At 72.1% G+C, this 26,594-nt stretch carries 21 protein-coding genes and 2 pseudogenes; 12 read left to right on the forward strand and 11 right to left on the reverse strand.

Going from position 1 to position 26,594, the window contains the following annotated elements; translation table 11 throughout:
- Nucleotides 1-266: 266 nt before the first annotated feature.
- The 3 genes from NRO40_RS08980 to nirD are packed head-to-tail and all read left to right on the forward strand — an operon-like array spanning nucleotide 267 to nucleotide 4,301.
- Nucleotides 267-1,445, forward strand: coding sequence for an NAD(P)/FAD-dependent oxidoreductase (locus NRO40_RS08980; RefSeq protein WP_079047490.1), 1,179 nt, complete (start codon nucleotides 267-269; stop codon nucleotides 1,443-1,445).
- A 1-nt stretch (nucleotide 1,446) separates the two neighbouring features.
- Nucleotides 1,447-3,981: a nitrite reductase large subunit NirB gene (gene nirB, locus NRO40_RS08985; protein ID WP_058944986.1), complete on the forward strand. Its 2,535-nt coding sequence runs from the start codon at nucleotides 1,447-1,449 to the stop codon at nucleotides 3,979-3,981.
- Nucleotides 3,978-4,301: a nitrite reductase small subunit NirD gene (nirD, locus tag NRO40_RS08990; protein WP_058944987.1), complete on the forward strand. Its 324-nt coding sequence runs from the start codon at nucleotides 3,978-3,980 to the stop codon at nucleotides 4,299-4,301. Before nirB ends, nirD begins: the two co-directional genes overlap by 4 nt.
- 93 nt (nucleotides 4,302-4,394) lie before the next feature.
- Here nirD and NRO40_RS08995 read toward each other — a convergent pair whose 3' ends face one another.
- Nucleotides 4,395-4,811, reverse strand: coding sequence for a VOC family protein (locus NRO40_RS08995; protein ID WP_058945532.1), 417 nt, complete (start codon nucleotides 4,809-4,811; stop codon nucleotides 4,395-4,397).
- A gap of 386 nt (nucleotides 4,812-5,197) precedes the next feature.
- Here NRO40_RS08995 and NRO40_RS09000 point away from each other — a divergent pair, with 386 nt between their 5' ends.
- The gene (locus NRO40_RS09000; protein WP_257375368.1) at nucleotides 5,198-6,355 is read left to right on the forward strand and encodes a PhoX family protein; all 1,158 of its coding nucleotides are present in this window, start codon (nucleotides 5,198-5,200) and stop codon (nucleotides 6,353-6,355) included.
- On the opposite strand, the gene NRO40_RS09005 is transcribed toward NRO40_RS09000, so the two are convergent.
- The 5 genes from NRO40_RS09005 to NRO40_RS09025 form a co-directional block, all read right to left on the reverse strand.
- Nucleotides 6,325-7,356, reverse strand: a complete 1,032-nt coding sequence (locus NRO40_RS09005; RefSeq protein WP_079047440.1) for an ArsR/SmtB family transcription factor — start codon at nucleotides 7,354-7,356, stop codon at nucleotides 6,325-6,327. The two genes, NRO40_RS09000 and NRO40_RS09005, sit on opposite strands and share 31 nt — an antisense overlap.
- Before the next feature lie 568 nt (nucleotides 7,357-7,924).
- The gene (gene ppdK / locus NRO40_RS09010) at nucleotides 7,925-10,636 is read right to left on the reverse strand and encodes a pyruvate, phosphate dikinase (RefSeq protein ID WP_058944714.1); all 2,712 of its coding nucleotides are present in this window, start codon (nucleotides 10,634-10,636) and stop codon (nucleotides 7,925-7,927) included.
- Nucleotides 10,637-11,034: 398 nt separating this feature from the next.
- Nucleotides 11,035-12,171, reverse strand: a complete 1,137-nt coding sequence (gene dusB / locus NRO40_RS09015; RefSeq protein WP_058944713.1) for a tRNA dihydrouridine synthase DusB — start codon at nucleotides 12,169-12,171, stop codon at nucleotides 11,035-11,037.
- Between the two features lie 316 nt (nucleotides 12,172-12,487).
- Complete coding sequence (locus NRO40_RS09020; RefSeq protein WP_058944712.1) at nucleotides 12,488-12,691, reverse strand: DUF6243 family protein; 204 nt, start codon at nucleotides 12,689-12,691, stop codon at nucleotides 12,488-12,490.
- 236 nt (nucleotides 12,692-12,927) lie between these two features.
- Nucleotides 12,928-14,310: a glycine--tRNA ligase gene (locus NRO40_RS09025; protein ID WP_058944711.1), complete on the reverse strand. Its 1,383-nt coding sequence runs from the start codon at nucleotides 14,308-14,310 to the stop codon at nucleotides 12,928-12,930.
- Nucleotides 14,311-14,454: 144 nt separating this feature from the next.
- On the opposite strand from NRO40_RS09025, the gene NRO40_RS09030 reads away from it, so the two are divergent.
- From NRO40_RS09030 to NRO40_RS09045, 4 genes are all read left to right on the forward strand, one after another.
- Nucleotides 14,455-15,477 carry a metal ABC transporter substrate-binding protein gene (locus NRO40_RS09030; RefSeq protein WP_058944717.1) on the forward strand — a complete coding sequence of 341 codons (1,023 nt, stop codon included), beginning with the start codon at nucleotides 14,455-14,457 and terminating at the stop codon, nucleotides 15,475-15,477.
- A 38-nt stretch (nucleotides 15,478-15,515) separates the two neighbouring features.
- Nucleotides 15,516-16,283: a metal ABC transporter ATP-binding protein gene (locus NRO40_RS09035; RefSeq protein ID WP_107115228.1), complete on the forward strand. Its 768-nt coding sequence runs from the start codon at nucleotides 15,516-15,518 to the stop codon at nucleotides 16,281-16,283.
- Nucleotides 16,284-16,285: 2 nt separating this feature from the next.
- The gene (locus NRO40_RS09040) at nucleotides 16,286-17,179 is read left to right on the forward strand and encodes a metal ABC transporter permease (RefSeq protein ID WP_257375369.1); all 894 of its coding nucleotides are present in this window, start codon (nucleotides 16,286-16,288) and stop codon (nucleotides 17,177-17,179) included.
- A gap of 128 nt (nucleotides 17,180-17,307) precedes the next feature.
- Nucleotides 17,308-17,724, forward strand: coding sequence for a Fur family transcriptional regulator (locus NRO40_RS09045; protein ID WP_058944708.1), 417 nt, complete (start codon nucleotides 17,308-17,310; stop codon nucleotides 17,722-17,724).
- Between the two features lie 137 nt (nucleotides 17,725-17,861).
- Here NRO40_RS09045 and NRO40_RS09050 read toward each other — a convergent pair whose 3' ends face one another.
- Nucleotides 17,862-18,722, reverse strand: coding sequence for an isoprenyl transferase (locus NRO40_RS09050; RefSeq protein WP_058944716.1), 861 nt, complete (start codon nucleotides 18,720-18,722; stop codon nucleotides 17,862-17,864).
- A 28-nt stretch (nucleotides 18,723-18,750) separates the two neighbouring features.
- Nucleotides 18,751-19,497 (reverse strand): DNA repair protein RecO, encoded by a 747-nt coding sequence (gene recO / locus NRO40_RS09055; RefSeq protein WP_058944707.1) that lies wholly within the window; start codon nucleotides 19,495-19,497, stop codon nucleotides 18,751-18,753.
- A gap of 259 nt (nucleotides 19,498-19,756) precedes the next feature.
- Here recO and NRO40_RS09060 point away from each other — a divergent pair, with 259 nt between their 5' ends.
- On the forward strand, nucleotides 19,757-21,124 hold the full coding sequence (locus tag NRO40_RS09060) for an FAD-dependent oxidoreductase (RefSeq protein WP_058944706.1): 1,368 nt from the start codon (nucleotides 19,757-19,759) through the stop codon (nucleotides 21,122-21,124).
- A gap of 78 nt (nucleotides 21,125-21,202) precedes the next feature.
- Here the strand turns inward: NRO40_RS09060 and NRO40_RS09065 are convergent, their stop codons facing one another.
- Nucleotides 21,203-21,907 carry a TerB family tellurite resistance protein gene (locus tag NRO40_RS09065; protein ID WP_058944705.1) on the reverse strand — a complete coding sequence of 235 codons (705 nt, stop codon included), beginning with the start codon at nucleotides 21,905-21,907 and terminating at the stop codon, nucleotides 21,203-21,205.
- A gap of 157 nt (nucleotides 21,908-22,064) precedes the next feature.
- A complete protein-coding gene (leuA, locus tag NRO40_RS09070) occupies nucleotides 22,065-23,822 on the reverse strand; it encodes a 2-isopropylmalate synthase (RefSeq protein WP_058944704.1) in 1,758 nt (585 codons plus the stop codon).
- Between the two features lie 295 nt (nucleotides 23,823-24,117).
- Here leuA and NRO40_RS09075 point away from each other — a divergent pair, with 295 nt between their 5' ends.
- From NRO40_RS09075 to NRO40_RS30940, 3 genes and pseudogenes are all read left to right on the forward strand, one after another.
- Nucleotides 24,118-25,188, forward strand: a complete 1,071-nt coding sequence (locus NRO40_RS09075) for a M4 family metallopeptidase (RefSeq protein WP_058944703.1) — start codon at nucleotides 24,118-24,120, stop codon at nucleotides 25,186-25,188.
- Nucleotides 25,189-25,197: 9 nt separating this feature from the next.
- Nucleotides 25,198-25,347: pseudogene (locus tag NRO40_RS30750) on the forward strand (protealysin inhibitor emfourin); the annotation flags it as partial.
- Between the two features lie 120 nt (nucleotides 25,348-25,467).
- A pseudogene (locus NRO40_RS30940) lies at nucleotides 25,468-25,596 on the forward strand (protealysin inhibitor emfourin); the annotation flags it as partial.
- A 21-nt stretch (nucleotides 25,597-25,617) separates the two neighbouring features.
- Here NRO40_RS30940 and era read toward each other — a convergent pair.
- The gene (gene era / locus NRO40_RS09085; protein WP_058944701.1) at nucleotides 25,618-26,568 is read right to left on the reverse strand and encodes a GTPase Era; all 951 of its coding nucleotides are present in this window, start codon (nucleotides 26,566-26,568) and stop codon (nucleotides 25,618-25,620) included.
- Nucleotides 26,569-26,594 lie beyond the last annotated feature (26 nt).

Consider the following 26,594-nt stretch of genomic DNA (forward strand, 5'->3'; position numbering starts at 1 on the left):
ACCGGTCGCCGCCGCACCGCGCCCGGGCCCACCGCCCCGGCCGAGCACCGCCCCGGCCCACCGCCCCGCCCGGCGAGCGCCGCCGTCCCGGCCCCGGGCCCACCGACCCGGCCGAGCACCTGCACACCACACCCCAACCCACCGCCCCGGTCACGGCCCGTGCCGCCGTCCCTCACCGGCGGCCACCCGCGCCGCTGAGGGCGGCTTTCCCCGCGCGAAACACACGGGGTCCCGCCGGGTAACACCGCCGACGCACGCTGGCGGACATGAGTTCACGGATCGTGGTGGTCGGCGGCGGTACGGCGGGGGCCCGCCTCGCCGAACGGCTGCCCGTCACCCTGCTCGGCGAGGAGCCGCACGCCCCGTACAACCGGGTGCTGCTCGCGGACGTCCTGGCCGGCCGGTACGGGCCCGAGGTGATCGCCCTGCCGCGGCCGGCGGGCGAGCCGGCGCGGCGTGGGGTGCGGGTGACCGGCATCGACCGGGCCGCCCGCGTCGTGCACTGCGGGGACGGCAGCACGGTCGCGTACGACCGGCTGGTCCTGGCGACCGGCTCCAACCCGGTGCTGCCACCGCTGCGCGGTCTGGGCCACGGCCGACTGCCGGCCGGTGTCCACGCCTTCCGGACGCTCGACGACTGTCTGGCGCTGGACGGGCTGGTGCGCCCGGGGGTCCGCGCGGTGGTGATCGGCGGCGGCCTGCTGGGCGTCTCGGCGGCCCGCGCGCTGGCCACCAGGGGCGCCGAGGTGGTGCTGGCCCAGCAGGGCGAGCACCTCATGGAGCGCCAGCTCGACCCGGAGGCCGCGGAACTGCTGCGCCGCCACCTGGTGTCGCTGGGGGTGGAGGTCCACACCGAGTGCCGCGTGCGCGGACTGAAGGTCGCGTCCGGGGCGGTGGCGGCCGTCGAACTCGCCGACGGGTTCGTGCTGGACGCGGACGTCGTGGTGCTGGCCTGCGGGGTCCGGCCCCGCACCGGCCTCGCCGTGGAGGCGGGCCTGGACGTGCGGCGCGGGATCGTCGTGGACGACCGGCTGCGCACCTCCGACCCGTACGTCCACGCCGTCGGCGACTGCGCCGAGCACGACGGCCGGCTCTACGGCCTGGCCGGCGCCGCCCTGGAACAGGCCGACGTCCTCGCGGACGTCCTCACCGGCGGCACCGCCGCGTACCGCGGCACCCGCGCGCTGACCCGGCTCAGCATGGACGCGCTCGAACTGGCGGCGTTCGGCGAGGCGGTCCCGCGGCCCGGCGACGACACCGTGCGGCTGACCGACGCCACCCGCAGCGCCTACCGGAAGGTCGTCGTCCGCGGTGACCGGCTGGTGGGCGGCGTGCTCGTCGGCGACCTCGGCCCGGTCGGCACGCTCGCCCGGGCGTGGGAGGGCGACGAAGCCCTCCCGGACGCGCCCCTGCTCCACCTGCTCACCCATGACGGAGGCTCCTGACATGCCGAACACGCCCGGGGCTGCGATCCCGCCCGCGCACCCGCACACCATCGTCCTCGTCGGCCACGGCATGGTCGGCCAGCGCTTCCTGGAGGCGCTCGCCGAGCGCGGTGCGACCGAGCGGGCGCGCGTGGTCGTGCTCTGCGAGGAGCCGCGCCCCGCGTACGACCGGGTCCAGCTGACCTCGTACTTCTCGGGCCGCACCCCCGACGACCTGTCGATGGTGCCCGAGGGGTTCATGGCGGAGCACGGCATCGAGCTGCACACCGACGACCCGGCGGTCTCCGTCGACCGGGCGGCCCGCACGGTCACCGCCCGGTCCGGGATGACCGTCACGTACGACACGCTGGTGCTGGCCACCGGCTCCTACCCGTTCGTGCCGCCGGTCCCGAACAAGGACGCCACCGGCTGCTTCGTCTACCGCACGATCGAGGACCTGCTCGCGATCGAGGAGTACGCGAAGACGGCCCGCTCCGGCGCGGTCGTCGGCGGCGGTCTGCTCGGGCTGGAGGCGGCCGGCGCGCTCAAGGGGCTCGGCCTGGACACCCACGTCGTGGAGTTCGCGCCCCGGCTGATGCCGGTGCAGGTGGACGAGGGCGGCGGCGCGGCGCTGCTGCGCACCATCGAGGGCATGGGCCTGGCCGTCCACACCGGTGTGGGCACGCAGGAGGTCGTCGTCGGCGACGACGGCGCGGTCACCGGGATGAGGCTGTCGGACGGCTCCGAGCTCGCCACCGACCTGGTGGTGTTCTCGGCGGGCGTCCGCCCCCGTGACCAGCTGGCCCGGGACTGCGGACTGGCGGTCGGCGAGCGCGGCGGCATCGCCGTCGACGAGCGGTGCCGAACCTCCGACCCGGCGGTGTACGCCATCGGCGAGTGCGCGCTCGCGGCGGACGGCCGGGTGTACGGACTGGTCGCGCCGGGCTACGAGATGGCGCTGACGGCCGCCGACGCGATCGTCGAGCGGGAGTCGGCGTTCACCGGCGCGGACCTGTCGACGAAGCTGAAGCTGCTGGGCGTGGACGTGGCGTCGTTCGGTGACGCGCACGGCACGGCCGACGGCTGCCTGGACGTCGTCTACTCCGACTCGCGGTCCGGGGTCTACAAGAAGCTGGTGGTCTCGCCCGACGGCGTGCTGCTGGGCGGCGTCCTCGTCGGCGACGCCGACTCGTACGGCATGCTCCGCCCGCTGACCGGGTCGGTACCGCCGGTCTCCCCCGAGCAGCTGGTCCTGCCGGCCGGCGCCTGCGCGCCCGTCGCCCTGGGCCCGGAGTCGCTGCCGGACGACGCGGTGATCTGCTCCTGCCACAACGTCACCAAGGGCGCGATCTGCGAACACACCACGCTGCCCGAGGTGAAGAAGTGCACCAAGGCCGGCACCGGCTGCGGCAGCTGCGTGAAGGTGCTCCAGCAGCTCCTGCCGAAGACCGGCGACGGCGGCCTGTGCGGTTGCTTCGCCAAGACGCGCCAGGAGCTGTACGAGATCGTGCAGGTCCTGCGGATCACCTCGTACGCCGAACTCCTCGACCGCTACGGACGCGAGGGGGCCCGCGGCGGCGAGGGGTGCGAGGTGTGCAAGCCGACCGTCGCCTCGATCCTGGCGTCGCTGTCGCACGGGTACGTCCTCGACGGCGAGCAGGCGGCGCTCCAGGACACCAACGACCACTTCCTCGCCAACATGCAGCGCAACGGCTCGTACTCGATCGTGCCGCGCATCCCGGGCGGCGAGATCACCCCGGAGAAGCTGATCGTCATCGGCGAGGTGGCGCGTGACTTCGGGCTCTACACGAAGATCACCGGCGGGCAGCGCATCGACCTGTTCGGGGCGCGCGTCGAGCAGCTGCCGGCGATCTGGGCGCGCCTGGTGGACGCGGGCTTCGAGTCGGGGCACGCGTACGGCAAGGCCCTGCGGACGGTGAAGTCCTGCGTGGGGCAGACCTGGTGCCGGTACGGCGTGCAGGACTCGGTGCGGATGGCGATCGACCTGGAGCTGCGCTACCGGGGCCTGCGGGCGCCGCACAAGCTGAAGTCGGCGGTCTCCGGCTGCCAGCGCGAGTGCGCGGAGGCGCAGTCGAAGGACTTCGGCGTGATCGCCACGGCGAACGGCTGGAACCTCTACGTCGGCGGCAACGGCGGCGCGTCCCCGCGCCACGCGGACCTGCTGGCCAAGGACCTGTCGGACGCTGAGCTGATCCGGCTGATCGACCGGTTCCTCATGTACTACGTCCGCACCGCCGAGCGGCTGGAGCGCACCGCGCCGTGGGTGGAGCGGGTGGGCCTGGACCACGTGCGGGAGGTCGTGGTCGAGGACTCGCTCGGCATCGGGGAGGAGCTGGACGCGCTGATGGCGCGGCACGTGGACGCCTACCGCGACGAGTGGTCCGAGACGCTGCACGACCCGGAGCGGCTGGCCCGGTTCGTCTCCTTCGTCAACGCGCCCGAGGCCCCGGACCCGTCGGTGCGGTTCGTGCCGGAGCGCGGCCAGATCAAGCCCGACCTGACCGTCCTGACCCTGGAAGGGGTGTCCGCCCGATGAGGCTGGAACTCTCGCACGCCGACGACTGGCTGCCGATCTGCGACACCGCCGCGCTGACGCCGGGGCGCGGCATGGCGGCCCTGCTGCCGGACGGCCGGCAGGCGGCGCTCTTCCGGGACCGCTCCGGCCGGCTGTACGCGATCGACAACCGGGACCCGTTCACGGGCGCCCAGGTGCTCTCGCGGGGCCTGGTCGGCTCGGCGGAGGGCCGGACGTTCGTGGCGTCGCCGCTGCTCAAGCAGCGCTTCGACCTGGAGACGGGCCGCTGCCTGGACGACGACGAGGTGTCGGTGGCGGTGTACCCGGTCCGGGCGGCCTGAGACCGGCCCGCGCGGCCGGCCGGTCGCACGTACCACCCCGGCGGCGCCGGGACCGCGGTGGTCGCGGTCCCGGCGCCGCCGGGCGCGGGCGGGTCAGCCCTGGGCGGCCCGCATCGCCTCGAGGTCCATCCACACGACCTCCCAGATGTGGTGGTCGGGGTCCTGGAAGGAACGGCTGTACATCGCGTCGCCCATCTCCTGCGGGTCGTTGGCGGGGGACCCGCCGGCCGCCAGGGCCTTGTCGACGAGCTCGTCGACCCGGGCCCGGCTGTCGGCGCTGAGCGCGATGATGGTCTCCGTCGTGGTGGAGGCGTCGGCGACCTCCTTCTTCGTGAAGTTCTTGAAGAAGGGCTCGGTCAGCAGCATCGCGAAGATCGTGTCGCTGATGACCAGGCAGGCGGCGTTCTCGTCGGTGAACTCCGGGTTGAAGGAGAAGCCGAGCTCCGTCCAGAACGCCTTGGCCGTCTCCAGGTCCTTGACCGGCAGGTTCACGAAGATCATCTGTGCCATGGCGGGCTCTCCCTCTGCTGCGGCCGGTGTGGCCGGCGTGCTGTCGTGTGTCGCGTGCTGCTTACGGAGGGGTAGACCGGGCCGCCGCGTGGAACTCATCGCCGACCGCCGAAAATTCTTTCCGCACCCCTGCCGCACCCCCGCCCCGGGCCCCGGGCGGCGCACCCGGGCCCCGCGAGGCCCCGCCCCGCACCCGGCCCGCCGCCGGCCGGGCCCACCCCGGAGGGACCCGTTCGGGAAGGGCTCCGCGGAGACGACCGCGCGACTCTTCTTCCCCTTCACCGCTTGTTGCTGCACCGTCAATCTGGGACTCCTAGGTTCCGGCAGCGCGCGACTCCGCCGCCGACCGGTGCGGCGGGGCGGTCACAAGCCCCTGGAGTGATGAAGTGGAACGACGTGGTTTCCTGCGCGGAGCGGTCGCGGGCGGCGCGGCCGCGGCCTTCGGCTACACGCTGATGCGCGGCGCGGCCTACGCGGCGCCCGCCCAGCCCGGCCCCGGGCCGTACGGAGCGCTCGGCGCCGCCGACGCCAACGGCATACAGCTCCCGGCCGGCTTCACCAGCCGGGTGATCGCCCGGTCCGGCCAGAAGGTCGGCGCCACCTCGTACACCTGGCACAACGCCCCCGACGGCGGCGCCTGCTTCGCGGACGGGTCCGGCTGGATCTACGTCTCCAACTCGGAGATCAACCCGGGCGGCGGCGCGAGCGCGGTCCGGTTCTCCTCCACGGGCCAGATCACCGGCGCGTACCGCATCCTGTCCGGCACCCGCACCAACTGCGCGGGTGGCAGGACCCCGTGGAACACCTGGCTGTCCTGCGAGGAGGTCAGCCTCGGGTACGTCTACGAGACCGACCCGTACGGCGTGAACGCCGCCGTACGCCGGGACGCGATGGGCCGCTTCAAGCACGAGGCGGCGGCCGCCGACCCCGTGCGCAAGGTGATCTACCTGACCGAGGACGAGTCCAACGGCTGCCTGTACCGCTTCGTCCCCACCACCTGGGGCGACCTGTCCTCCGGCACCCTCCAGGTGCTGAAGGCCGGCACCGCCACCTCCGGCAGCTTCACCTGGGTGACCGTGCCGGACCCGGACGGCTCCCCCACGTACACCCGCGACCAGGTCTCGGGCGCCAAGCGGTTCAGCGGCGGCGAGGGCTGCCACTACGCCAACGACACCCTCTGGTTCACCACCAAGGGCGACAACCGCCTGTGGCAGCTCAACCTCGCGAACAACACCTACGAGCTCGCCTACGACGACTCCCTGGTGAGCGGCGGCGCCCCGCTGACCGGCGTCGACAACGTCACCGGCACGTCCTCCGGCGACCTGTACGTCGCCGAGGACGGCGGCAACATGGAGATCTGCGTCATCACGCCGGACGACGTGGTCGCGCCGTTCCTGCGGATCAACGGCCAGTCCGGCTCCGAGATCTGCGGCCCGGCCTTCTCCCCCGACGGAAGGCGGCTGTACTTCTCCAGCCAGCGCGGCACGACGGGCAGTTCGTCGGGCGGCATCACCTACGAGGTGACGGGGCCCTTCCGGGCGTAGCGGCGGCGCCGCTCCCGGACCGGCCGGGCGCCGCCGTGCAGCAGGGCGGCGCCCAGTGGCGTCAGGGTGTGCAGTACGGAGCTGCCCTGGCGCAGGGTGACGACCAGCCCGGCGTCGCGCAGGACGCCGGCGTGCTGGCTCGCGGAGGCGAGGGACACGCCGGCCCTGCGGGCCAGCTCGCTGGTCGTGCCGCCGTGCCCGATGGCCTTGAGGACGGCGGACCGGGTGTGGCCCACGAGCCGCCCGAGCGGGGCGTCACCGGGCTCGCAGCCGGTCGCCGGGGCCTCGGTGTGCGTCACGGGGTAGACGAGGACCGGCGGCAGCCGCGGGTCGCGGTAGGTGACGGCGGTCCCGCGGCAGAAGTACGACGGCTGGAGCAGCAGCCCGCGTCCGTCGAGCCGGACGTCCCGGTCGACCGGGTAGTCCGCCTCCAGGACCGGGGCGCGCCAGCGGAGCATCGGCGGGAGCGAGGCGAGCAGTTCCTCGGAGCCGCCGTCGAGGAGCGCCCGCCCCCGGACGGCGCGGTCCGCCTCGACCCGCGCCTGTATGTAGGTCCAGTACGGCTCGACGGCGGCCCGGTGATAGCCGCGCAGCGCCCCCAGGAGGCGGCTGAAGGGCTCCGGACGGCCCTCGGCGAGCGAGGCCGCCCAGGAGGGCAGGGGAGCCGCCGCGGGGCGCTCCCCGGCGAGGAGGCCGAGCTCCGCGTGGAGCCGCGCCGGCGGGGTGGCGCGCAGGGCCTCCAGGGCCGTGTCGAGGCCGTCCAGCCCCTCGGGCGGGGTCAGGAAGTCCGGGAAATAGCCGCGCGCCGGGACGAGCGCCCCGAGGAGCCGCGTTTCACCGTTCAACCGCGTCCGGGTTTCGGAGCGCCATTCCCCGTAGACCAGGGCGCCGCGCCGGTCGCGCAAACGGTGAAAGCTGAGAATCGTTTCCCACAGCGCGTCCGGCCGGGCCGCCATCCGGACCCCGGCGAGATCCGCACCGGTGAAATGTATACGAAGCACTGAACCCCCACCTGTTGCATCCGCAATCACCCCCCACCGATGAGTATGCATGCCATCACAGGTTGTTACCACGGCATTTCAGCCACAGTTGAAACGCATCGCGGCCGGTGGCCCCGAACCGAAAAGCTGTACGCCGTCGGACGGGAAACCTTCAGGACCCGAGGTGGCGTGTCGGAAGACCGTGGGGGGCTTCTCACGCCCGGCGGCGGGCCTGAAAGGTTGCGGCTCTCCTGTCTGGCAGGGGTAATGGGGCGCGGTCGGCGGGTGGGGATCCGGTGGCCGCGCTCCGCCCGTTCCTTTCCCGGGCGGAGCCCGGAAATTGACGCGATGTCAATCCGCCGTAAATAGTCCGGCCTTCAACTGGCACGGAATTCAACAGACCGCTTTCCCGGGGAACCGGTAATTCCCCACGGGACGAAACAGTACGGGGCGGACACCTCCGCACAAGGTGTCCGCCCCGTTCCTTGCAGTCCGGAGCCGCCGCCGATCGGTGAGGGTCGGGTGACAGACGGCGGCTCCGGGGCCGTGGGGGTCCCGCCGCGGGGGCGCCGCGGCGGGACCGGGTGGGTCAGCGGCTGTCGCTGTCGCTGGACCGGGCGGCGGCGCGACCGGCCTCCAGCCGTGCCACCGGGATGCGGAAGGGCGAGCAGGAGACGTAGTCCAGGCCCACCTCGTGGAAGAAGTGCACCGACTCCGGGTCGCCGCCGTGCTCGCCGCAGACGCCGAGCTTGATGTCGGGGCGGGTGGCCCGGCCCGCCTCCACCGCGCTGCGCACCAGGGCGCCGACGCCGTCCTTGTCGATCGTCTCGAACGGCGACACCCCGAAGATGCCCTTCTCCAGGTAGGCGGTGAAGAAGCTGGCCTCCACGTCGTCCCGGGAGAAGCCCCAGACGGTCTGGGTGAGGTCGTTGGTGCCGAAGGAGAAGAACTCGGCGCACTCGGCGATCTGGCCGGCGGTGACCGCGGCGCGCGGCAGCTCGATCATCGTGCCGAGCGCGAGCTTCAGCTCGACGCCGGTCTCCGCCTGGACCTCGGCGATGACCTGCTCGGCCTCGTCGCGGACGAGCTCCAGCTCCTGGACGGTGCCGACGAGCGGGATCATGATCTCGGCGCGCGGGTCGCCCTTGGCCTCGACGCGCTGGGCCGCGGCCTCGGCGATGGCCCGCACCTGCATGGTGAACAGGCCGGGGATGACCAGGCCGAGGCGGACGCCGCGCAGGCCCAGCATCGGGTTCTGCTCGTGCAGCCGGTGCACGGCCTGCAGCAGGCGCAGCTCGTTCTCGTGCGGCTCCTTGCGCGCCTCGGCGAGGGCGACGCGCACCGACAGCTCGGTGATGTCCGGGAGGAACTCGTGCAGCGGCGGGTCGAGGAGGCGGACGGTGACCGGCAGCCCGTCCATCGACTCGAACAGCTCGACGAAGTCCTGCTTCTGCAGCGGCAGCAGGGCCTTGAGGGCCTCGTCGCGCTCCGCGTCCGTGTCGGCGAGGATGAGCCGCTCGACGTACTGGCGGCGGTCGCCGAGGAACATGTGCTCCGTGCGGCACAGGCCGATGCCCTGGGCGCCGAACCGCCGGGCGCGCGAGGCGTCCTCGGCGTTGTCGGCGTTGGCCCGCACGCGCAGCCGGCGGACGCGGTCCGCGTACGCCATGATCCGGTGGACCGCCTGGACGAGCTCGTCGGCGTCGTCGGCGCCGGCGTGCATGCGGCCCTCGAAGTACTCGACGACCGGCGACGGTACGACGGGTACCTCGCCCAGGTACACCTTGCCGGTGGAGCCGTCGATGGAGACCACGTCGCCCTCCTCGACGACGTGCCCGCCGGGCACGGTCATCCGGCGGCGCTTGGTGTCGACCTCCAGCTCCTCCGCGCCGCAGACACAGGTCTTGCCCATGCCGCGGGCGACCACGGCGGCGTGCGAGGTCTTGCCGCCGCGCGAGGTGAGGATGCCCTCGGCGGCGATCATGCCGTCCAGGTCGTCGGGGTTGGTCTCACGGCGGATGAGGATGACCTTCTCGCCGGACCGGGACCACTTGACGGCGGTGTACGAGTCGAAGACGGCCTTGCCGACGGCGGCGCCGGGCGAGGCGGCGATGCCACGGGCGACCTTCTCCACCTGCGCGGCCTCGGTGAAGCGCGGGAACATCAGCTGCGCCAGCTGGGCGCCGTTGACGCGCTGGAGCGCCTCGGCCTCGTCGATGAGCCCCTGGTCGACGAGCTGGGTGGCGATCCGGAAGGCCGCGGCGGCGGTGCGCTTGCCGACCCGGGTCTGGAGCATCCACAGCTGGCCGCGCTCGATGGTGAACTCGATGTCGCAGAGGTCCTTGTAGTGGTTCTCCAGCGTCTCCATGATGCCCATGAGCTGGTCGTACGACGCCTTGTCGATCGACTCCAGGTCGGCGAGCGGCACGGTGTTGCGGATACCGGCGACGACGTCCTCGCCCTGCGCGTTCTGCAGGTAGTCGCCGTAGACGCCCTGGTGGCCGGTGGCGGGGTCGCGGGTGAAGGCGACGCCGGTGCCGGAGTCGGGGCCGAGGTTGCCGAAGACCATCGAGCAGACGTTGACGGCGGTGCCGAGGTCGTGCGGAATGCGCTCCTGGCGGCGGTACAGCTTGGCGCGGTCGCCGTTCCAGGAGTCGAAGACGGCCTTGATCGCGAGGTCCATCTGCTCGCGGGGGTCCTGCGGGAAGGCGCGGCCGGCCTCGGACGCGACGATCCCCTTGAACCGCTCCACGAGCTCCTTGAGGTCGGCGGCCTCCAGGTCGGTGTCGATCGTGACCCCCTTGGCGTCCTTCGCCTCCTCCAGGGCCTCCTCGAAGAGTTCGCCGTCGACGCCGAGGACGGTCTTGCCGAACATCTGGATGAGGCGCCGGTAGGAGTCCCAGGCGAACCGCTCGTCGCCGGACTGCCGGGAGAGGCCCTCGACCGACGAGTCGGAGAGGCCGATGTTGAGGACCGTGTCCATCATGCCGGGCATGGAGAACTTCGCACCGGAGCGGACGGAGACGAGCAGCGGGTCGTCGGCCTGGCCGAGCTTCTTGCCCATCTTCCGCTCGAGGGCGTCGAGGTGGGAGCTGACCTCGTCGCGGAGGGCGGCCGGCTCGGCGCCGCTCTCGAGGTAGACCTTGCACGCTTCGGTGGTGATCGTGAAGCCCGGAGGCACCGGGAGACCCAGGTTGGTCATCTCGGCGAGGTTGGCACCCTTGCCGCCGAGAAGGTCCTTGAGGTCCCTGTTGCCCTCGGTGAAGTCGTACACGAACTTCTGATCTTTGTTTTCCGACACGGGTCTCGACTCCTCGAGGACGACGTGGCTGCCCTGACGGCGAGGAACATACCCAGATCGAAGGCTTCTGGGGAGGTACGCCTGCGCGTCATGCGGCCTTAACCACCCGTCCGCCAGCAGATCGAAAGTAACGCGCCGGTTTCCGCGGAGACGCGAAGGGTTCACCCCTTGAACCGTCATGGTCAAGAAGTCCTCAAAGACCGCTCATCCGAGCACCCTCCCCGCCCACTTGTCTTCACTTCTTGAACGCTCAAAGGGTGGCACTGAGTGCCGCCCTTTGAGAAGTACAGCCACCCCTTTCGCGCTCATCTGAGCGACAGCCCGATCAGGGGTGGCGAGAATCACGCCGCCGACGGCCCTTGACGTCCACGATCCGGACGTCGGGAACCACCCGCCGATCAGCCCCCGGAGGTGTCCAGCTCGGCATCCGCGCTGATGGCGGCGCAGTCGTACGGGTCCTTCAACCAGCCGTCGGGCAGGACGACCCGGTTGTTTCCGGACGTCCGGCCGCGAGGGCCGTCGGCACCCTCGGGCCAGGGCTGGTCCAGGTCGAGTTCGCTCAACTGAGCGCGCAGCTCGTCCAGGGACGAGGTGACCGCCAGCCGCTTGCGCATCTCCGACCCGACCGCGAAGCCCTTCAGGTACCAGGCCACGTGCTTGCGGAAGTCGATGACACCGCGCGACTCGTCGCCGATCCACTCCCCCAGCAGCCGGGCGTGCCGCACCATGACGTCCGCGACCTCCCGCAGGCCGGGCGCCGCCACCGCGCCGCCGCCCTCGAAGGCCGCGACCAGGTCGCCGAAGAGCCACGGCCGGCCCAGGCAGCCGCGCCCCACGACCACGCCGTCGCAGCCGGTCACGCGCATCATCCGCAGGGCGTCCTCGGCGCACCAGATGTCACCGTTGCCGAGCACCGGGATCTCCGGGACGTGCTCCTTCAGACGGGCGATGGCGTCCCAGTCGGCCGTGCCCCCGTAGTGCTGGGCGGCCGTGCGGCCGTGCAGGGCGATGGCGGTGACACCCTCCTCGACGGCGATGCGCCCGGCGTCGAGGTAGGTGATGTGGTCGTCGTCGATGCCCTTGCGCATCTTCATCGTGACCGGGAGATCACCGGCGTTGGTGACCGCCTCGTGCAGGATCGCCCGCAGCAGCGGCCGCTTGTACGGGAGCGCCGAGCCGCCGCCCTTGCGGGTCACCTTGGGAACGGGGCAGCCGAAGTTCAGGTCGATGTGGTCGGCGAGGTCCTCGTCCACGATCATGCGGACCGCCTTGCCGACGGTGACCGGGTCCACTCCGTACAGCTGGATCGAGCGCGGGGTCTCGGACGCGTCGAAGTGGACGAGCTGCATGGTCTTCTCGTTGCGTTCGACCAACGCCCGGGTGGTGATCATCTCGCTCACGAACAGGCCCTTGCCGCCGGAGAACTCACGGCACAGGGTGCGGAACGGGGCGTTGGTGATACCGGCCATCGGGGCGAGCACCACCGGCGGCTGCACGGTGTGCGGGCCGATGGAGAGGGGGGTGAACGCGGTCATGCCCCCCATTGTCCCGTACCGCGCGCGCTCCCCGGCCGCCCCTCTTCGGGCACCGCCGCTAGGGGCCCGCCCGACGGCCGCCGCTCCTCGGCTCCCGCCACTGGGCGGGCACCGCCCGACGGCCGCGGATCAACGGGCCCGGCGCTCGGGCACCGCCCGGCGGCAGCCGCTCCTCGGGCTGCGGGCTGCCCCTCCGTGGACGCCGCTCGACGGGAGCCGCACCACGGGCGTGGGCCCGGTCGCCCCACCAGGCGACCGGGCCCACGGCGTCACGGCAGGGGGGCGCTCGGCCCTCCCGCCGCTCCCGCTCCTACTTCTACTTCTGCGTCTCCTGCTGCTCCTGCTCCGGCGCGTCACCGACGCGCTCGCGCATCTTGCGCAGCAGCTCCTGCTTCGCCTCGGCCGCCGCCGTGCGGCGCTCGGCGGCGTCGGGCGACGGCGCGGATCCCTGTCGGTCTCCGCGGGACAGCTTTCCGCGCTGTCCGCCGACACCGAGCAGATTGTTGCGGCTCTTGGCCATGGGGGTCTCCCTGATGGTGAGAAATCGTCCGGGTGTGACTGGTCGGGGCGCCGCGGGCCGGGACGGCCCGGCGCCCTCTCACTCGTAGAACGGGAGGTGGAAGAACATGGGGAAGACCGTAGCGCCCGCGGGGGCGTGCGGCATCCGGTTTTCTCCGCCGCCTCCGGCGGACACGGCGGAGCCCCCGGTCCCGAGGTTCCGGGGGCTCCGCCGCTGGTGTGCGTCGCGGTGGTGCGTCAGCAGCCGATCAGACGGGAGGCGAGGTAGCCCTGGATCTGGTCGAGGGAGACACGCTCCTGCTGCATCGAGTCGCGCTCGCGGACCGTCACGGCGTTGTCCTCGAGGGTGTCGAAGTCGACGGTGACGCAGTACGGCGTGCCGATCTCGTCCTGGCGGCGGTAGCGGCGGCCGATCGCGCCCGCGTCGTCGAACTCGATGTTCCAGTTCTGGCGCAGGTCGGCGGCGAGGCCCTTGGCCTTCGGCGACAGCTCGGGGTTGCGGGAGAGCGGCAGGACCGCGACCTTGACCGGGGCGAGGCGGTGGTCGAGCCGCAGCGAGGTGCGCTTCTCCATCTTGCCCTTGGCGTTGGGCGCCTCGTCCTCGACGTACGCGTCGAGCAGGAAGGCCAGCATGGCGCGGCCGACACCGGCGGCCGGCTCGATCACGTAGGGGGTCCAGCGCTCGCCGGCCTCCTGGTCGAAGTACGACAGGTCGGTGCCGGACGCCTTGGCGTGGGCGGACAGGTCGTAGTCGGTGCGGTTGGCGACGCCCTCCAGCTCGCCCCACTCGCTGCCGCCGAAGCGGAAGCGGTACTCGATGTCGGCGGTGCGCTTCGAGTAGTGGGAGAGCTTCTCCTGCGGGTGCTCGTACCAGCGCATGTTCTCCTCACGGAGACCCAGGCCCGTGTACCAGTTCCAGCGCTGCTCCATCCAGTACTCCTGCCAGGTCTCGTCCTCCCCCGGCTTGACGAAGAACTCCATCTCCATCTGCTCGAACTCGCGGGTCCGGAAGATGAAGTTGCCCGGAGTGATCTCGTTCCGGAAGGACTTGCCCACCTGCGCGATGCCGAACGGCGGCTTCTTGCGCGAAGTCTGGTGCACCTGGGCGAAGTTGGTGAAGATGCCCTGCGCGGTCTCGGGGCGCAGGTAGGCGATGGAGCCGGAGTCCTGCGTGGGACCGAGGTGGGTGGAGAGCAGGCCGGAGAACTGCTTGGGCTCCGTGAACTGGCCCTTGTTGCCGCAGTTGGGGCAGTTCAGGTCGGCGAGGCCGTTCGCGGGCAGGCGACCGTGCTTCTCCTCGTACGCCTCCTCCAGGTGGTCGGCGCGGTAGCGCTTGTGGCAGGAGGTGCACTCGGTGAGGGGGTCCGAGAAGGTCGCCACGTGGCCGGAGGCTTCCCACACCTCGGAGGCGAGGATGACCGACGAGTCGAGACCGACGACGTCCTCACGGGAGGTGACCATGTAGCGCCACCACTGACGCTTGATGTTCTCCTTCAGCTCCACACCGAGCGGCCCGTAGTCCCAGGCGGCCTTCTGGCCGCCGTAGATCTCGCTGCAGGGGTAGACGAAGCCACGGCGCTTGCTCAGGCTGACGATGGTGTCGATCTTGTCGGCGGCCACGGTGCTCTCTTCATAACGACGACGACGAACGGCGAATGCCTCAGATTAGCGGCGCGCGCACCCTCGGGATCAAATCGGTGGGTGGCGGGGGCCACTTGGTCGCTTTGTTGACAATCGTTTCCAGGAAAGTTGAAAATGAGTGTCATGAACGTACGACGCCCCATATCCACCACCGCCGCGGCCGGTGCCGCCCTCCTCGGCCTGGTCACCCTCTCCGCCTGCTCCGGCTCCTCCGGAGGCGCGGAGGGGAACAAGGACGGCAAACTGGACGTCGTGGCGTCGTTCTACCCGATGCAGTACCTGGCCGAGCGGATCGGCGGCGACGAGGTCTCGGTGACCACCCTCACCAAGCCCGGGGTCGAGCCGCACGACCTGGAGCTCAAGACGCGCCAGATCGCCGATCTGGGCAAGGCCGACTACATCCTCTACCTCAAGGGCCTCCAGCCCGCCGTCGACGACGCGGTCAAGCAGGCGGGCGTGGCGAACACCGTCGACGCCGCCACCCTCACCACCCTGGAGTCGCACGGCACCACCGTCGACGGCCACGACCACGGCGCCCACGAGGGCGAGGCGCACGCCGAGGAGTCCCACGCGGAGGAGTCCCCCGCGGAGGAGTCCCACGACCACGCCCACGAGAGCGAGGCCGGGGGCGACCCGCACGTCTGGCTGGACCCGGTGAAGTACGCGGAGGTCGCCAAGGGCGTCGGCGACTCCCTCGCCAAGGCCGACCCGGAGAACGCCGCCACGTACCGCAAGAACGCCGACGAGCTCGTGAAGGAGCTCGGCGGCCTGGACACCGCCTTCCGGCAGGGCCTGAAGAACACCACCACCCGCACCTTCATCTCCACGCACTCCGCCTTCGGCTACCTCGCCGAGCGGTACGGCCTGGACCAGGAGAGCATCTCCGGCCTCGACCCCGAGTCCGAGCCGAGCCCCGCCCGGGTCAAGGAGCTCCAGGCCATCGCGAAGCAGGACAAGGTCACCACGGTCTTCTTCGAGACCCTCGCCAGCGACCGGACCGCGAAGACCCTCGCCGCCGACACCGGACTCAAGACGGACGTCCTCGACCCGCTGGAGGGAATCACCGACCGGTCCCGGGGCGCTGACTACCTCGAGGTCATGCGGGCCAACCTGGCGGCCCTCCAGAAGGCCCTCGGCGCCAAGTGACCCGACCCTCCCCTTCCGGCACACCCCATGGAGGCACGGTGAGCATCGAGCCCGTCATCTCGGTCCGGGCGGCCACGGCCGCGCTCGGCGCACGCCCCGTGCTGCGCGGTGTCGACTTCGCCGTCCACCGCGGCGAGGTCGTCGCCCTGCTCGGCGCGAACGGCTCGGGCAAGTCCACCGCCGTGCGCTCCGTGATCGGTCAGGTGCCGCTCACCGGCGGCGCGATATCCCTCTTCGGCACCGAGCTGCGCCGCTTCCGCGACTGGGCGCGCGTCGGCTACGTACCGCAGCGCACCACCGCGGCCAGCGGCGTGCCCGCCACCGTCCGCGAGGTCGTCTCCTCGGGCCGCCTCTCCCGCACCGGGTTGCTGCGCTGGCCCTCCAGGGCCGACCGGACGGCCGTGGACCGGGCCATCGAGCTCGTCGGCCTGGGCGACCGGGCCGCGGACTCGGTGTGGGCGCTCTCCGGCGGCCAGCACCAGCGCGTGCTCATCGCCCGCGCGCTCGCCTCCGAACCCGAGCTGCTGATCATGGACGAGCCGATGGCGGGCGTCGACCTGGCGAGCCAGGAGGTGCTCGCCGCGACCCTGCGCGAGCAGGTCGGCGGCGGGACCACCGTGCTGCTGGTCCTGCACGAGCTGGGAGCGCTGGAGCCGCTGATCGACCGCGCGGTCGTCCTGCGCGACGGGTGCGTCGTCCACGACGGCCCGCCGCCGGAAGCCGTCGGCCAGCACGCGCTGCCCGGCCACGACCACGTACATCCGCACGCGGCCGACGAGCCGCTCCGCACGGGACTGCTCACCTGACCATGGAAATCCTCGACCACGCGTTCATGCAGCGGGCGCTCCTCGCCGCCCTCCTGGTGGGCATCACGGCGCCCGCCGTCGGCATCCACCTCGTGCAGCGGCGGCAGGCCCTCATGGGCGACGGGATCGGCCACGTCGCCATGACCGGCGTCGGCCTCGGCTTCCTGATGTCCGCCAACCCCGTGTGGGTCGCCGGCCTCGTCTCGATCGCCGGTGCCGTCCTGATGGAGCTCATCCGCATGTACGGGCGCACGCGCGGCGACATCGCGCTCGCCCTGCTCTTCTACGGCGGCATGGCCGGCGGCGTGATGCTGACCAGCCTCTCGCCCGAGGGCTCCAACGCCAACCTCATGAGCTACCTCTTCGGCTCCCTCGCGACGGTCTCCGCCGAGGACGTGACCGCGATCTGCGTGCTCGCCGGGTTCGTCCTGGCGGTCTCGCTGGGGCTGCGCCGCCAGCTCTTCGCGATCAGCCAGGACGAGGAGTTCGCCCGCGTGACGGGCCTGCCGGTGCGGGCGCTGAACCTGCTCGTGGCCGTGACGGCCGCCGTCACCGTGACGGTCGCCATGCGGGTCGTGGGGCTGCTCCTGGTCAGCGCGCTGATGGTGGTGCCGGTCGCGGCCGCCCAGCAGCTGACCCGCAGCTTCCGGTCGACCTTCGCGGTGGCGGTCCTCATCGGCACGGCGGTGTCCCTGGCCGGCACCGTCACGACGTACTACCAGGACGTCCCGCCGGGCGCCACGATCGTGCTGCTGGCCATCGCCGTGTTCGTCCTGTTCGCCGCGCTGGCCGCGCCGCTGGCCCGGCGGCGCGCCCGGGCCGCCCGGGAGGCCGGGGCGGCGCACGGACACGACGCGCGGCCGTCCGCGGGCGCCGCCGACGACGTCAAGGTCTGATCCGATCAGGCCGTGCCCGCCGATCACGGCGGCCGGGCCCCGCCGCGGGGCCTGGCAGAATGGCCGGACGGAAGGCGGACGTAGACACACGACGTACGCGTGAGCGGGCCGAGGGCAAGGAGACACCTGTGGCGACGGCAGGATCCGGCGTACGCGGCCGGTCGACCCGGCAGCGCGCCGCCGTTGCGGCGGCGCTGAGAGAGGTGGACGAGTTCCGCAGCGCGCAGGAGCTGCACGACATGCTCAAGCACCGCGGGGACTCCGTGGGCCTGACGACCGTCTACCGCACGCTGCAGTCCCTCGCGGACGCGGGCGAGGTCGACGTGCTGCGCACCAGCGAGGGCGAGGCCGTCTACCGCCGCTGCTCGACCGGCGAGCACCACCACCACCTGGTGTGCCGCGGCTGCGGCAAGGCCGTCGAGGTCGAGGGGCCGGCCGTCGAGGAGTGGGCCGAGTCCGTCGCGGCGGAGCACGGCTTCGTGAACGTGGCGCACACGGTGGAGATCTTCGGCACCTGCGCGGAGTGCGCGGCGGCCGAGGGCTGAACCGGGCGCCGCGTCTCGGGTACGACCGGCCCCGGGACGCGGCAGCGACGTACGGAGGGCGCGGCCCCCTCGGGGGTGGCCGCGCCCTCCACGTCCGCCCGGGCGCCGTGGCGCCGCCCTACGCGGCCGCAGGCCGGTCAGGCCTCGGCGCCGGCCGTCCCGTCGCCCCGCATCGCGCTCTCCATCGCGAGGAGCTGCTCGTTGGGCACCGCACCGCCGAAGCGGCGGTCGCGCTGGGCGTACTCCAGGCAGGCCCGCCACAGGTCGCGGCGGTCGAAGTCCGGCCACAGCACGTCCTGGAAGACCATCTCGGCGTACGCGCTCTGCCACAGCAGGTAGTTGGACGTGCGCTGCTCGCCGCTCGGCCGCAGGAACAGGTCGACGTCCGGCATGTCCGGGTAGTACAGGTACTTGGCGAAGGTCTTCTCCGTGACCTTCGACGGGTCGAGCCGCCCCGCCTTCACGTCGGCCGCCAGGGCCTGCGCCGCGTCCGCGATCTCGGCGCGGCCGCCGTAGTTCATGCAGAAGTAGAGGGTGAGCCGGTCGTTGTCCTTGGTCTGCTCCTGGGCGATCTGGAGCTCCTGGGCGACGGACTTCCACAGCTTGGGCATCCGGCCGACCCAGCGGACCCGGATGCCGAGCTCGTCGAGCTGGTCGCGGGTCTTGCGGATGAAGTCCCGGTTGAAGTTCATCAGGAAGCGCACCTCGTCCGGGGAGCGCCGCCAGTTCTCGGTGGAGAAGGCGTACAGGGAGATGCTGCCGACGCCCGCCTCGATCGCGCCCTGGAGGACGTCCAGCACCCGCTCGGCGCCGACCTTGTGCCCCTCGGTGCGGGGCAGGCCGCGGTCCTTGGCCCAGCGGCCGTTGCCGTCCATGACGATCGCGACGTGCCCGGGGACGAGCTCGCCGGGGAGCCCCGGCGGGCGCGCGCCGGACGGGTGCGGCTCGGGGTCCTTGTACTGGCGCTTGGAGCGCCCGAGGATTCCGCGTCGTGCCATGGCCATGCGGCTCACATCTCCTAGTTCTCTACTTCTCCACGTAGCGGAGCGAACGCAGTCCGCGCTCCAGGTGCCAGTGCAGGTAGGCGGACACCAGCCCGCTGCCCTCCCGGACGTGGCGCGCCTCGCACGCGTCCGCCGTGACCCAGTCGCCGCTCAGCAGCGCGCTGAGCAGACCGACGGCCTCCGCCGAGGGTACGACGCTGCCCGGCACCCGGCAGTCGCCGCAGACGACGCCGCCCGCCGCCACCGAGAAGAACCGGTTCGGCCCGTGGATGCCGCAGCGGGCGCAGTCCACGAAGGAGGGGGCGTAGCCGTTCACGGCGAGCGAGCGCAGCAGGAAGGCGTCGAGGACGAGGCGCGGGGCGTGCTCGCCGCGGGCGAGGGTGCGCAGGGCGCCGACGAGCAGCAGGTACTGCTGGACGGCGGGCTCCCCCTCGTGGTCGGTGAAGCGCTCGGCGGTCTCCAGCATCGCGGTGCCGGCGGTGTACCGGGCGTAGTCGGTGACGATGCCGCCGCCGTACGCGGCGATGGTCTCGGTCTGTGTGCACAGCGGCAGGCCGCGCCCGACGAGCTCGCTGCCGCGGGCGAAGAACTGGACGTCCACGTGCGAGAAGGGTTCGAGCCTGGCGCCGAACTTCGACTTGGTCCGGCGTACCCCGCGCGCCACGGCGCGCACGCGCCCGTGGCCGCGGGTGAGGAACGTGATGATCCGGTCGGCCTCGCCCAGCTTCTGGGTGCGCAGCACGACGCCGTCGTCACGGAACAGGCTCATGGGCCCATTCTCCCGTACGGACGGAGGTGCCCGGTGCCGCTCCCGGTGGGTGGCCGGGCGTCGACCCCCCGGGCCGGGGCACCGCCACGGGCCCCATAGGGTGGTGATCTCGGTCCGACCGGACCGTGATGCCCCAACCGTCACTTCGATACCCCATAAGCGAGCCTTATGTGGTCATAGACCAGAACCGGGTACCGCTCCACCCCCGCGCTTGTGAGGCTGGCGGACGAGAAGTGCTGACCGTCGAAGGGAACCTGCCATGCCCCGCCCCCTGCGGGTCGCGATCGTCGGTGCCGGCCCGGCCGGCATCTACGCCGCCGACGCCCTGCTGAAGTCCGAGGCCGCCACCGACCCGGGCGTCTCCATCGACCTCTTCGAGCGCATGCCGGCGCCCTTCGGCCTGATCCGGTACGGCGTCGCCCCGGACCACCCCCGCATCAAGGGCATCGTCACGGCGCTCCACCAGGTGCTGGACAAGCCGCAGATCCGCCTCTTCGGCAATGTCGACTACCCGTCCGACATCACCCTGGACGACCTGCGCGCCTTCTACGACGCGGTCGTCTTCTCGACGGGTGCCGACGCCGACCGGGAACTGCGGATCCCGGGCGTGGAGCTCGACGGCTCCCACGGCGCGGCCGACTTCGTCTCCTGGTACGACGGCCACCCCGACGCGCCGCGCACCTGGCCGCTGGAGGCCGAGAAGGTCGCCGTGCTGGGCGTCGGCAACGTGGCCCTGGACGTGGCGCGCGTCCTCGCCAAGACCGCCGACGAGCTGCTGTCGACGGAGATACCCCCGAACGTCCACGAGGGGCTGAAGGCCAACCGGGCCCGCGAGATCCACGTGTTCGGGCGGCGTGGCCCGGCCCAGGCGAAGTTCAGCCCCATGGAGCTGCGCGAGCTGGACCACTCCCCCAGCATCGAGGTCGTCGTCAACCCCGAGGACATCGACTACGACCAGGGCTCCATCGACGCCCGGCGCTCCAACAAGCAGGTCGACATGGTCGCCAAGACCCTGGAGAACTGGGCGATCCGGGACGTCGGCGACCGTCCGCACAAGCTGTTCCTGCACTTCTTCGAGTCGCCGTCCGAGATCCTCGGCGAGGACGGCCGGGTCGTCGGCCTGCGCACCGAGCGCACCGAGCTGGACGGCACGGGCAACGTCAAGGGCACCGGGGAGTTCACCACCTGGGACGTCCAGGCCGTCTACCGCGCGGTCGGCTACCTCTCGGAGGAGCTGCCGAAGCTGCCGTGGGACCCGGCGTCCGGCACCGTCCCGGACGAGGGCGGCCGGGTGGTCGAGGGCGGCGAGCACGTCCGCTCCACGTACGTCACGGGGTGGATCCGCCGCGGCCCGATCGGGCTGATCGGCCACACCAAGGGTGACGCGAACGAGACCGTCGCGAACCTGCTGGAGGACCACCGCGAGGGCCGCCTGCTGAGCCCCGAGGCGCCGGACGAGGAGGCCGTGGTGCGGTTCCTGGAGGGTCGGGGCGTCGCCTACACCACCTGGGAGGGCTGGTACCGGCTGGACGCGGCCGAGCGGGCGCGCGGCGAGGCGGAGGGCCGGGAGCGCGTGAAGATCGTGGAGCGCGAGGAGATGCTGCGGGCGAGCGGCGTCGAGGTCTGACACCTGTTGCCGGCCGCCCCGCCGCGGGCGGCCGGCGGCTTCTCGGCGCGTACGCCGTCGTGGGCCCCCGAGCGGGGCTCAGAGCGGGGTGCGCGCCGCTTCCATGAGGCGGGTGGTGTCGTCGGGCCGCAGCAGCAGGGCGTTGCCCACGGTGGCGAGGACCTCCCGCTCGGCGGGGCTGTAGGCGCCGTCGGCGAGGGCGATCCGGGCCCCCTGCAGCAGGATCGACTCGCGGCCGGCCGCGGCGAGGTGCGGGGCGAGCGGTTCCAGCGCCTCGTGCAGCTCGATGGCGAGGGCCGCGCCGCACGGCCCGTCCACGTCGCCGAGGTACCGGCCGGTGTCGGCGGCGAGGGCGTCGATGAGGCCGGTGAGGCTGTCGTCGGTGCAGTCCTCGTACCCGGCGGCCCGGACGGCGTGGACCGCGGTCCGCACGGCCGTGGCGGAGGAGGTGCCGCCCGCGGCCAGGACCGCGAGGGCCACGGTGTGCACGGCGTCGCGGAGCATCGCCGAGAACCGGGCCGTGGTGGGGTGGTCCAGGACGTCGGTGCCGAACCGGTCGTGGCAGGCGGCGCACTCGACGACGGGGCCGGTGACCCCGCGCGCCAGCAGCGGGACGCCCAGGAGGGTGAGGCGGCGCCGGCCGGTACGGCGCCGGTAGTTGCGGTCACCGCCGCAGCCGGGGCAGAAGAACTCACCGTCGCCGACGGTGTGCCACGAGGTGTGGACGGAACAAATGCGGAGCTTCCGGCCACGTGATCTCCGCGATCCCCGTGTTGTCTGCACGTCGCACCTCCTGACGCCTCGGCCACCTTGCCGACGTGCACGTGATGTTAGCCACATCCGTGATGCGCCGTCAGTACCTCGTCCGGAGAACGCCAACGACATGGCCGAACCCCGTCCTCGACCGGGGGACGGGGTTCGGCGGCGCGGCTTGGGGAACTCAGCGCGCGGAGCGGTTGACCGCCGAGATGACGGCCTTCAGCGAGGCGCGGGTGGTGTTGGCGTCGATGCCGATGCCCCACAGGACCTTGCCGTCGATGGCGCATTCGATGTACGAGGCGGCCTGCGCGGAGGCGCCCTCGCTCATCGTGTGCTCCTGGTAGTCCAGCAGCCGCACGTCGATGCCGATGGACTGCAGCGCGTCGAAGAACGCCGAGATCGGGCCGTTCCCGGAACCGCTCAGCACGGTGTCGACGCCGTCCACGACGGCCTCGGCGGTCAGCGTGTCCGTACCGTCCTTGTCCGTGGTGGTCTGCCCGGACCGCAGCTGGACGCGCCCCCAGGGGTTGTCCGGGTTCGGCAGGTACTCGTCCTGGAAGACGGCCCAGATGTCCTTCGGCGTGACCTCGCCGCCCTCGGCGTCGGTCTTCGCCTGGATGATCCGCGAGAACTCGATCTGCATCCGGCGCGGCAGCTCCAGCTTGTGGTCGTTCTTCAGGACGTAGGCGATGCCGCCCTTGCCGGACTGGGAGTTGACCCGGATGACCGCCTCGTAGGAGCGGCCGACGTCCTTGGGGTCGATCGGCAGGTACGGGACGGCCCACTCGATCTCGTCGACGGTCTTCCCGGCGGCGGCCGCGTCGGCCTCCATCGCGTCGAAGCCCTTCTTGATGGCGTCCTGGTGGGAGCCGGAGAAGGCGGTGTAGACCAGGTCGCCCGCGTAGGGGTGGCGCGGGTGGACCTCCATCTGGTTGCAGTACTCGGAGGTGCGGCGGATCTCGTCGATCTGCGAGAAGTCGATCTGCGGGTCGACGCCCTGCGAGAACAGGTTCATGCCCAGCGTGACCAGGTCGACGTTGCCGGTCCGCTCGCCCTGCCCGAACAGGCAGCCCTCGACGCGGTCGGCGCCGGCCATGACGGCCAGCTCGGCCGCCGCGACGGCGGTGCCGCGGTCGTTGTGCGGGTGGACGGAGAGGCAGACGTGCGCGCGCCGGGACAGGTGGCGCGACATCCACTCGAACCGGTCCGCGTGCGTGGAGGGCGTCGAGCGCTCCACCGTCGCGGGCAGGTTGAGGATGATCTCACGGCCCTCCTCGGGCTGCCAGACGTCCATGACGCCCTCGCAGACCTCCAGGGCGAAGTCCAGCTCGGTGTCGGTGAAGATCTCCGGGCTGTACTGGTAGCCGAAGACCGTCTCGTCGCCCAGCAGCTTGTCGGCGTACTCCATCACCAGGCGCGTGCCGTCGACGGCGATCTGCCGGACCTGGTCCTTGGAGCCGCGGAAGACGACGCGGCGGAAGACGGGCGCGGTGGCGTTGTACAGGTGCACGGTGGCCCGGTGGGCGCCGCGCAGCGACTCGACGGTCCGCTCGATCAGCTCCTCGCGGGCCTGCGTCAGGACGGAGATCGTCACGTCCTCGGGGATCGCGCCGTCCTCGATGATGGAGCGCACGAACTGGAAGTCGGTCTCGCCGGAGGAGGGGAAACCGACCTCGATCTCCTTGAAGCCCATGCGTACCAGCAGGTCGAACATCTCGCGCTTGCGGGCGGGCGACATGGGGTCGATCAGCGCCTGGTTGCCGTCCCGCAGGTCGGTGGAGAGCCAGCGGGGCGCCTTGGTGATGCGCCGGTCCGGCCACGTGCGGTCGGGGATGTCGACGGCCTCGTACGGGCCGTACTTGTGGATCGGCATCCCGGACGGCTTCTGGGCGTGCGTGGCGTTGGTGACGGGCGTGGGGCGACCAACGGGCTGGGACATGGCGTAGGGCTCCTCGGGTGTCCTGCACGGGACGGCCGACTGGGTCGAAGCAGCACCAGACTCCGCGGGGAGGGGGTCGGCCTACGACTACAGGCCCTCGCCGCGGCGGCTAAGGAGAAGCAGCCCGAAACGCATGATGCGCAGCAGCGTAGCCCAGGGTCGACGGGGGCGGAGGTGCCGTTCCAGTATGCGGGACGCCGCGCCGCCAATCCCCAAAGGGTGAGCAATCACTCCTTTTCGTCAATCACCGTCGCAACCGGTGACTTTGTGGTGACGGGCTGCCACATTGCGAGGTATGACCGCGTTCCCTCGCCCTTCCCGGGTGTTCTGCACGATCGTCCCCCCGCACCTCCTCGACCGGCTGGCCCGCTCCGGCGACACGGCGGCCGCCGCGGCCGCCCGCCGCACCCTCGCCGCCGACGAGGCCAACCGCGCCGCCCGCCGCCTGGCCACCGTCACGGGCACCCGCACGGCCGCCCGCGACGCGGCCACCGGTGAGCCCCGCCGCACGGTCCACGACGCCGAGCACGGCACCCGGCTGCCCGGGAGGAAGGTCCGCGCCGAGGGCCAGGAGCCCGGGGGCGACGCGACCGTCAACCGCGCGTACGCCGGGCTCGGCGCCACGTTCACGCTCTTCCTCGAAGCCTTCCGGCGGGACTCGATCGACGGTGCGGGCCTGCCCCTCGACGCGACCGTCCACTACGGCCGGGAGTACGCCAACGCCTTCTGGAACGGCGAGCAGATGGTGTTCGGCGACGGCGACGGCGAGGTCTTCGAGGACTTCACCCTGGCCGTCGACGTGATCGGCCACGAGCTGGCGCACGGCGTCACCCAGTACACGGCGAACCTCGCCTACTTCAGCCAGCCCGGCGCCCTGAACGAGTCCATGTCGGACGTCTTCGGGTCGCTGGTGAAGCAGTACGCCCTGGGCCAGACCGCCGAGCAGGCCGACTGGCTGATCGGCGCGGGCCTCCTGTCGGACCGCGTGCAGGGCGAGGCGCTGCGCTCGATGAAGGCCCCCGGCACGGCGTACGACGACGACGTCCTCGGCAAGGACCCGCAGCCGGCGCGGATGGCGGACTACGTCGACATGGCCGCGGACAACGGCGGGGTCCACATCAACAGCGGCATCCCCAACCACGCCTTCTACCTGACGGCGACGGCGCTGGGCGGGCACGCCTGGGAGCGGGCCGGGCGGATCTGGTACGACGTGCTGACCGGCGGCAAGCTCAAGGAGACGGCGGACTTCGCCGCGTTCGCCCGGCTGACCGCGGCGGCGGCGCGCGAGCGGTACGGTGCCTCGGGCGCGGAGACCGAGGCGGTGCTGAAGGCGTGGTCGACGGTGGGAGTACCGACCGGCGGGTAGACGTGGGCCATGCGAATCGAGGTACGGCGCACGGGTGGCTTCGCGGGCATCGAGCGCAGAGCGGGGGTGGACACCTCCGACCTGCCGGACGCCGACGCGTGGCACCGGCTGGTCGGGGCGGCGCTGCCCGGCGCCACGGCCCGGGACGGGGCCGCGGCCGACGGCACGGCGGACGGCGGCACAGGGGGCTGCGGGTCCGCGGACGGCGGCACGGCGGACGGCGGGTCAGGGGGCGGGGCGGCCGGGGACGGGCCCCATGGCGACGGGTCCGCCGGACGGGGGGTGGGGGTGCCCGACGGGTTCCACTACGAGATCACGGTCGACGGCCGGACGGCGCACTGCGCCGAACCGGACCTGACCGACGCGCAGCGGGAACTGGTGTCGCGGGTACTGCGGGAGGGGGCGTGAGCGCCCCCTCCGCCGCCCGGCTCAGAAGCCCAGCTTGCGCAGCTGGCGCGGGTCCCGCTGCCAGTCCTTCGCCACCTTGACGTGGAGGTCGAGGAAGACCGGGGTGCCCAGCAGCGCCTCGATCTGCTTGCGGGACTTGATGCCGACCTCCTTCAGGCGCTTGCCCTGGGGGCCGATGACGATCCCCTTCTGGCTGGGGCGCTCGATGTAGACGTTGGCGTGGATGTCGAGCAGCGGCCGGTCCTCGGGGCGGCCCTCGCGGGGCAGCATCTCCTCCACGACCACGGCGATCGAGTGCGGCAGCTCGTCGCGGACGCCCTCCAGGGCCGCCTCGCGGATCAGCTCGGCGACCATGACCTGCTCGGGCTCGTCGGTGAGGTCGCCCTCGGGGTAGAGCGCCGGCCCCTCGGGCAGCAGCGGGACCAGCAGGTCGGCGACGAGCCGCACCTGCTTGTCCCCCACCGCCGACACGGGGACGATCTCCGCCCACTCGATGCCCAGCTCCTTGCCGAGCCGGTCGATGGCGATGAGCTGCTCGGCGAGGGTCCTGGAGTCGACGAGGTCCGTCTTGGTGACGATGGCGACCTTCGGGGTCTTCCTGACCGCGGCGAGCTCCTTGGCGATGTACCGGTCGCCCGGGCCGACCTTCTGGTCGGCGGGCAGACAGAAGCCGATGACGTCGACCTCGGCCCACGTGGTGCGCACGACGTCGTTGAGCCGCTCGCCCAGCAGCGTGCGCGGCTTGTGCAGGCCCGGCGTGTCCACGAGGACGAGCTGCGCGTCGGGCCGGTGCACGATGCCGCGCACGGTGTGGCGGGTGGTCTGCGGACGGTTGGAGGTGATGGCCACCTTCTGTCCGACCAGGGCGTTCGTGAGGGTGGACTTGCCCGCGTTGGGACGGCCGACGAAGCACGCGAAGCCGGCCCGGTGGGTCGCTTCGGTTTCTGGTTTACGAACGCTCATGGGGGCCATTGTCCCCGATCCGGACACGCGCCACG

The sequence above is a fragment of the Streptomyces changanensis genome, from assembly GCF_024600715.1.
Classification (GTDB): Bacteria; Actinomycetota; Actinomycetes; order Streptomycetales; family Streptomycetaceae; genus Streptomyces; species Streptomyces changanensis.

Bases quoted from the DNA above. Each gene is read 5' to 3' on its own strand.
- NRO40_RS08980 (WP_079047490.1), top strand. From the start codon at position 267: ATGAGTTCACGGATCGTGGTGGTCGGCGGCGGTACGGCGGGGGCCCGC.
- nirB (WP_058944986.1), top strand. From the start codon at position 1,447: ATGCCGAACACGCCCGGGGCTGCGATCCCGCCCGCGCACCCGCACACC.
- nirD (WP_058944987.1), top strand. From the start codon at position 3,978: ATGAGGCTGGAACTCTCGCACGCCGACGACTGGCTGCCGATCTGCGAC.
- NRO40_RS08995 (WP_058945532.1), bottom strand. From the start codon at position 4,811: ATGGCACAGATGATCTTCGTGAACCTGCCGGTCAAGGACCTGGAGACG.
- dusB (WP_058944713.1), bottom strand. From the start codon at position 12,171: ATGACCGCGTTCACCCCCCTCTCCATCGGCCCGCACACCGTGCAGCCG.
- NRO40_RS09020 (WP_058944712.1), bottom strand. From the start codon at position 12,691: ATGGCCAAGAGCCGCAACAATCTGCTCGGTGTCGGCGGACAGCGCGGA.
- NRO40_RS09030 (WP_058944717.1), top strand. From the start codon at position 14,455: ATGAACGTACGACGCCCCATATCCACCACCGCCGCGGCCGGTGCCGCC.
- NRO40_RS09040 (WP_257375369.1), top strand. From the start codon at position 16,286: ATGGAAATCCTCGACCACGCGTTCATGCAGCGGGCGCTCCTCGCCGCC.
- NRO40_RS09050 (WP_058944716.1), bottom strand. From the start codon at position 18,722: ATGGCACGACGCGGAATCCTCGGGCGCTCCAAGCGCCAGTACAAGGAC.
- recO (WP_058944707.1), bottom strand. From the start codon at position 19,497: ATGAGCCTGTTCCGTGACGACGGCGTCGTGCTGCGCACCCAGAAGCTG.
- NRO40_RS09060 (WP_058944706.1), top strand. From the start codon at position 19,757: ATGCCCCGCCCCCTGCGGGTCGCGATCGTCGGTGCCGGCCCGGCCGGC.
- leuA (WP_058944704.1), bottom strand. From the start codon at position 23,822: ATGTCCCAGCCCGTTGGTCGCCCCACGCCCGTCACCAACGCCACGCAC.
- NRO40_RS09075 (WP_058944703.1), top strand. From the start codon at position 24,118: ATGACCGCGTTCCCTCGCCCTTCCCGGGTGTTCTGCACGATCGTCCCC.
- era (WP_058944701.1), bottom strand. From the start codon at position 26,568: ATGGCCCCCATGAGCGTTCGTAAACCAGAAACCGAAGCGACCCACCGG.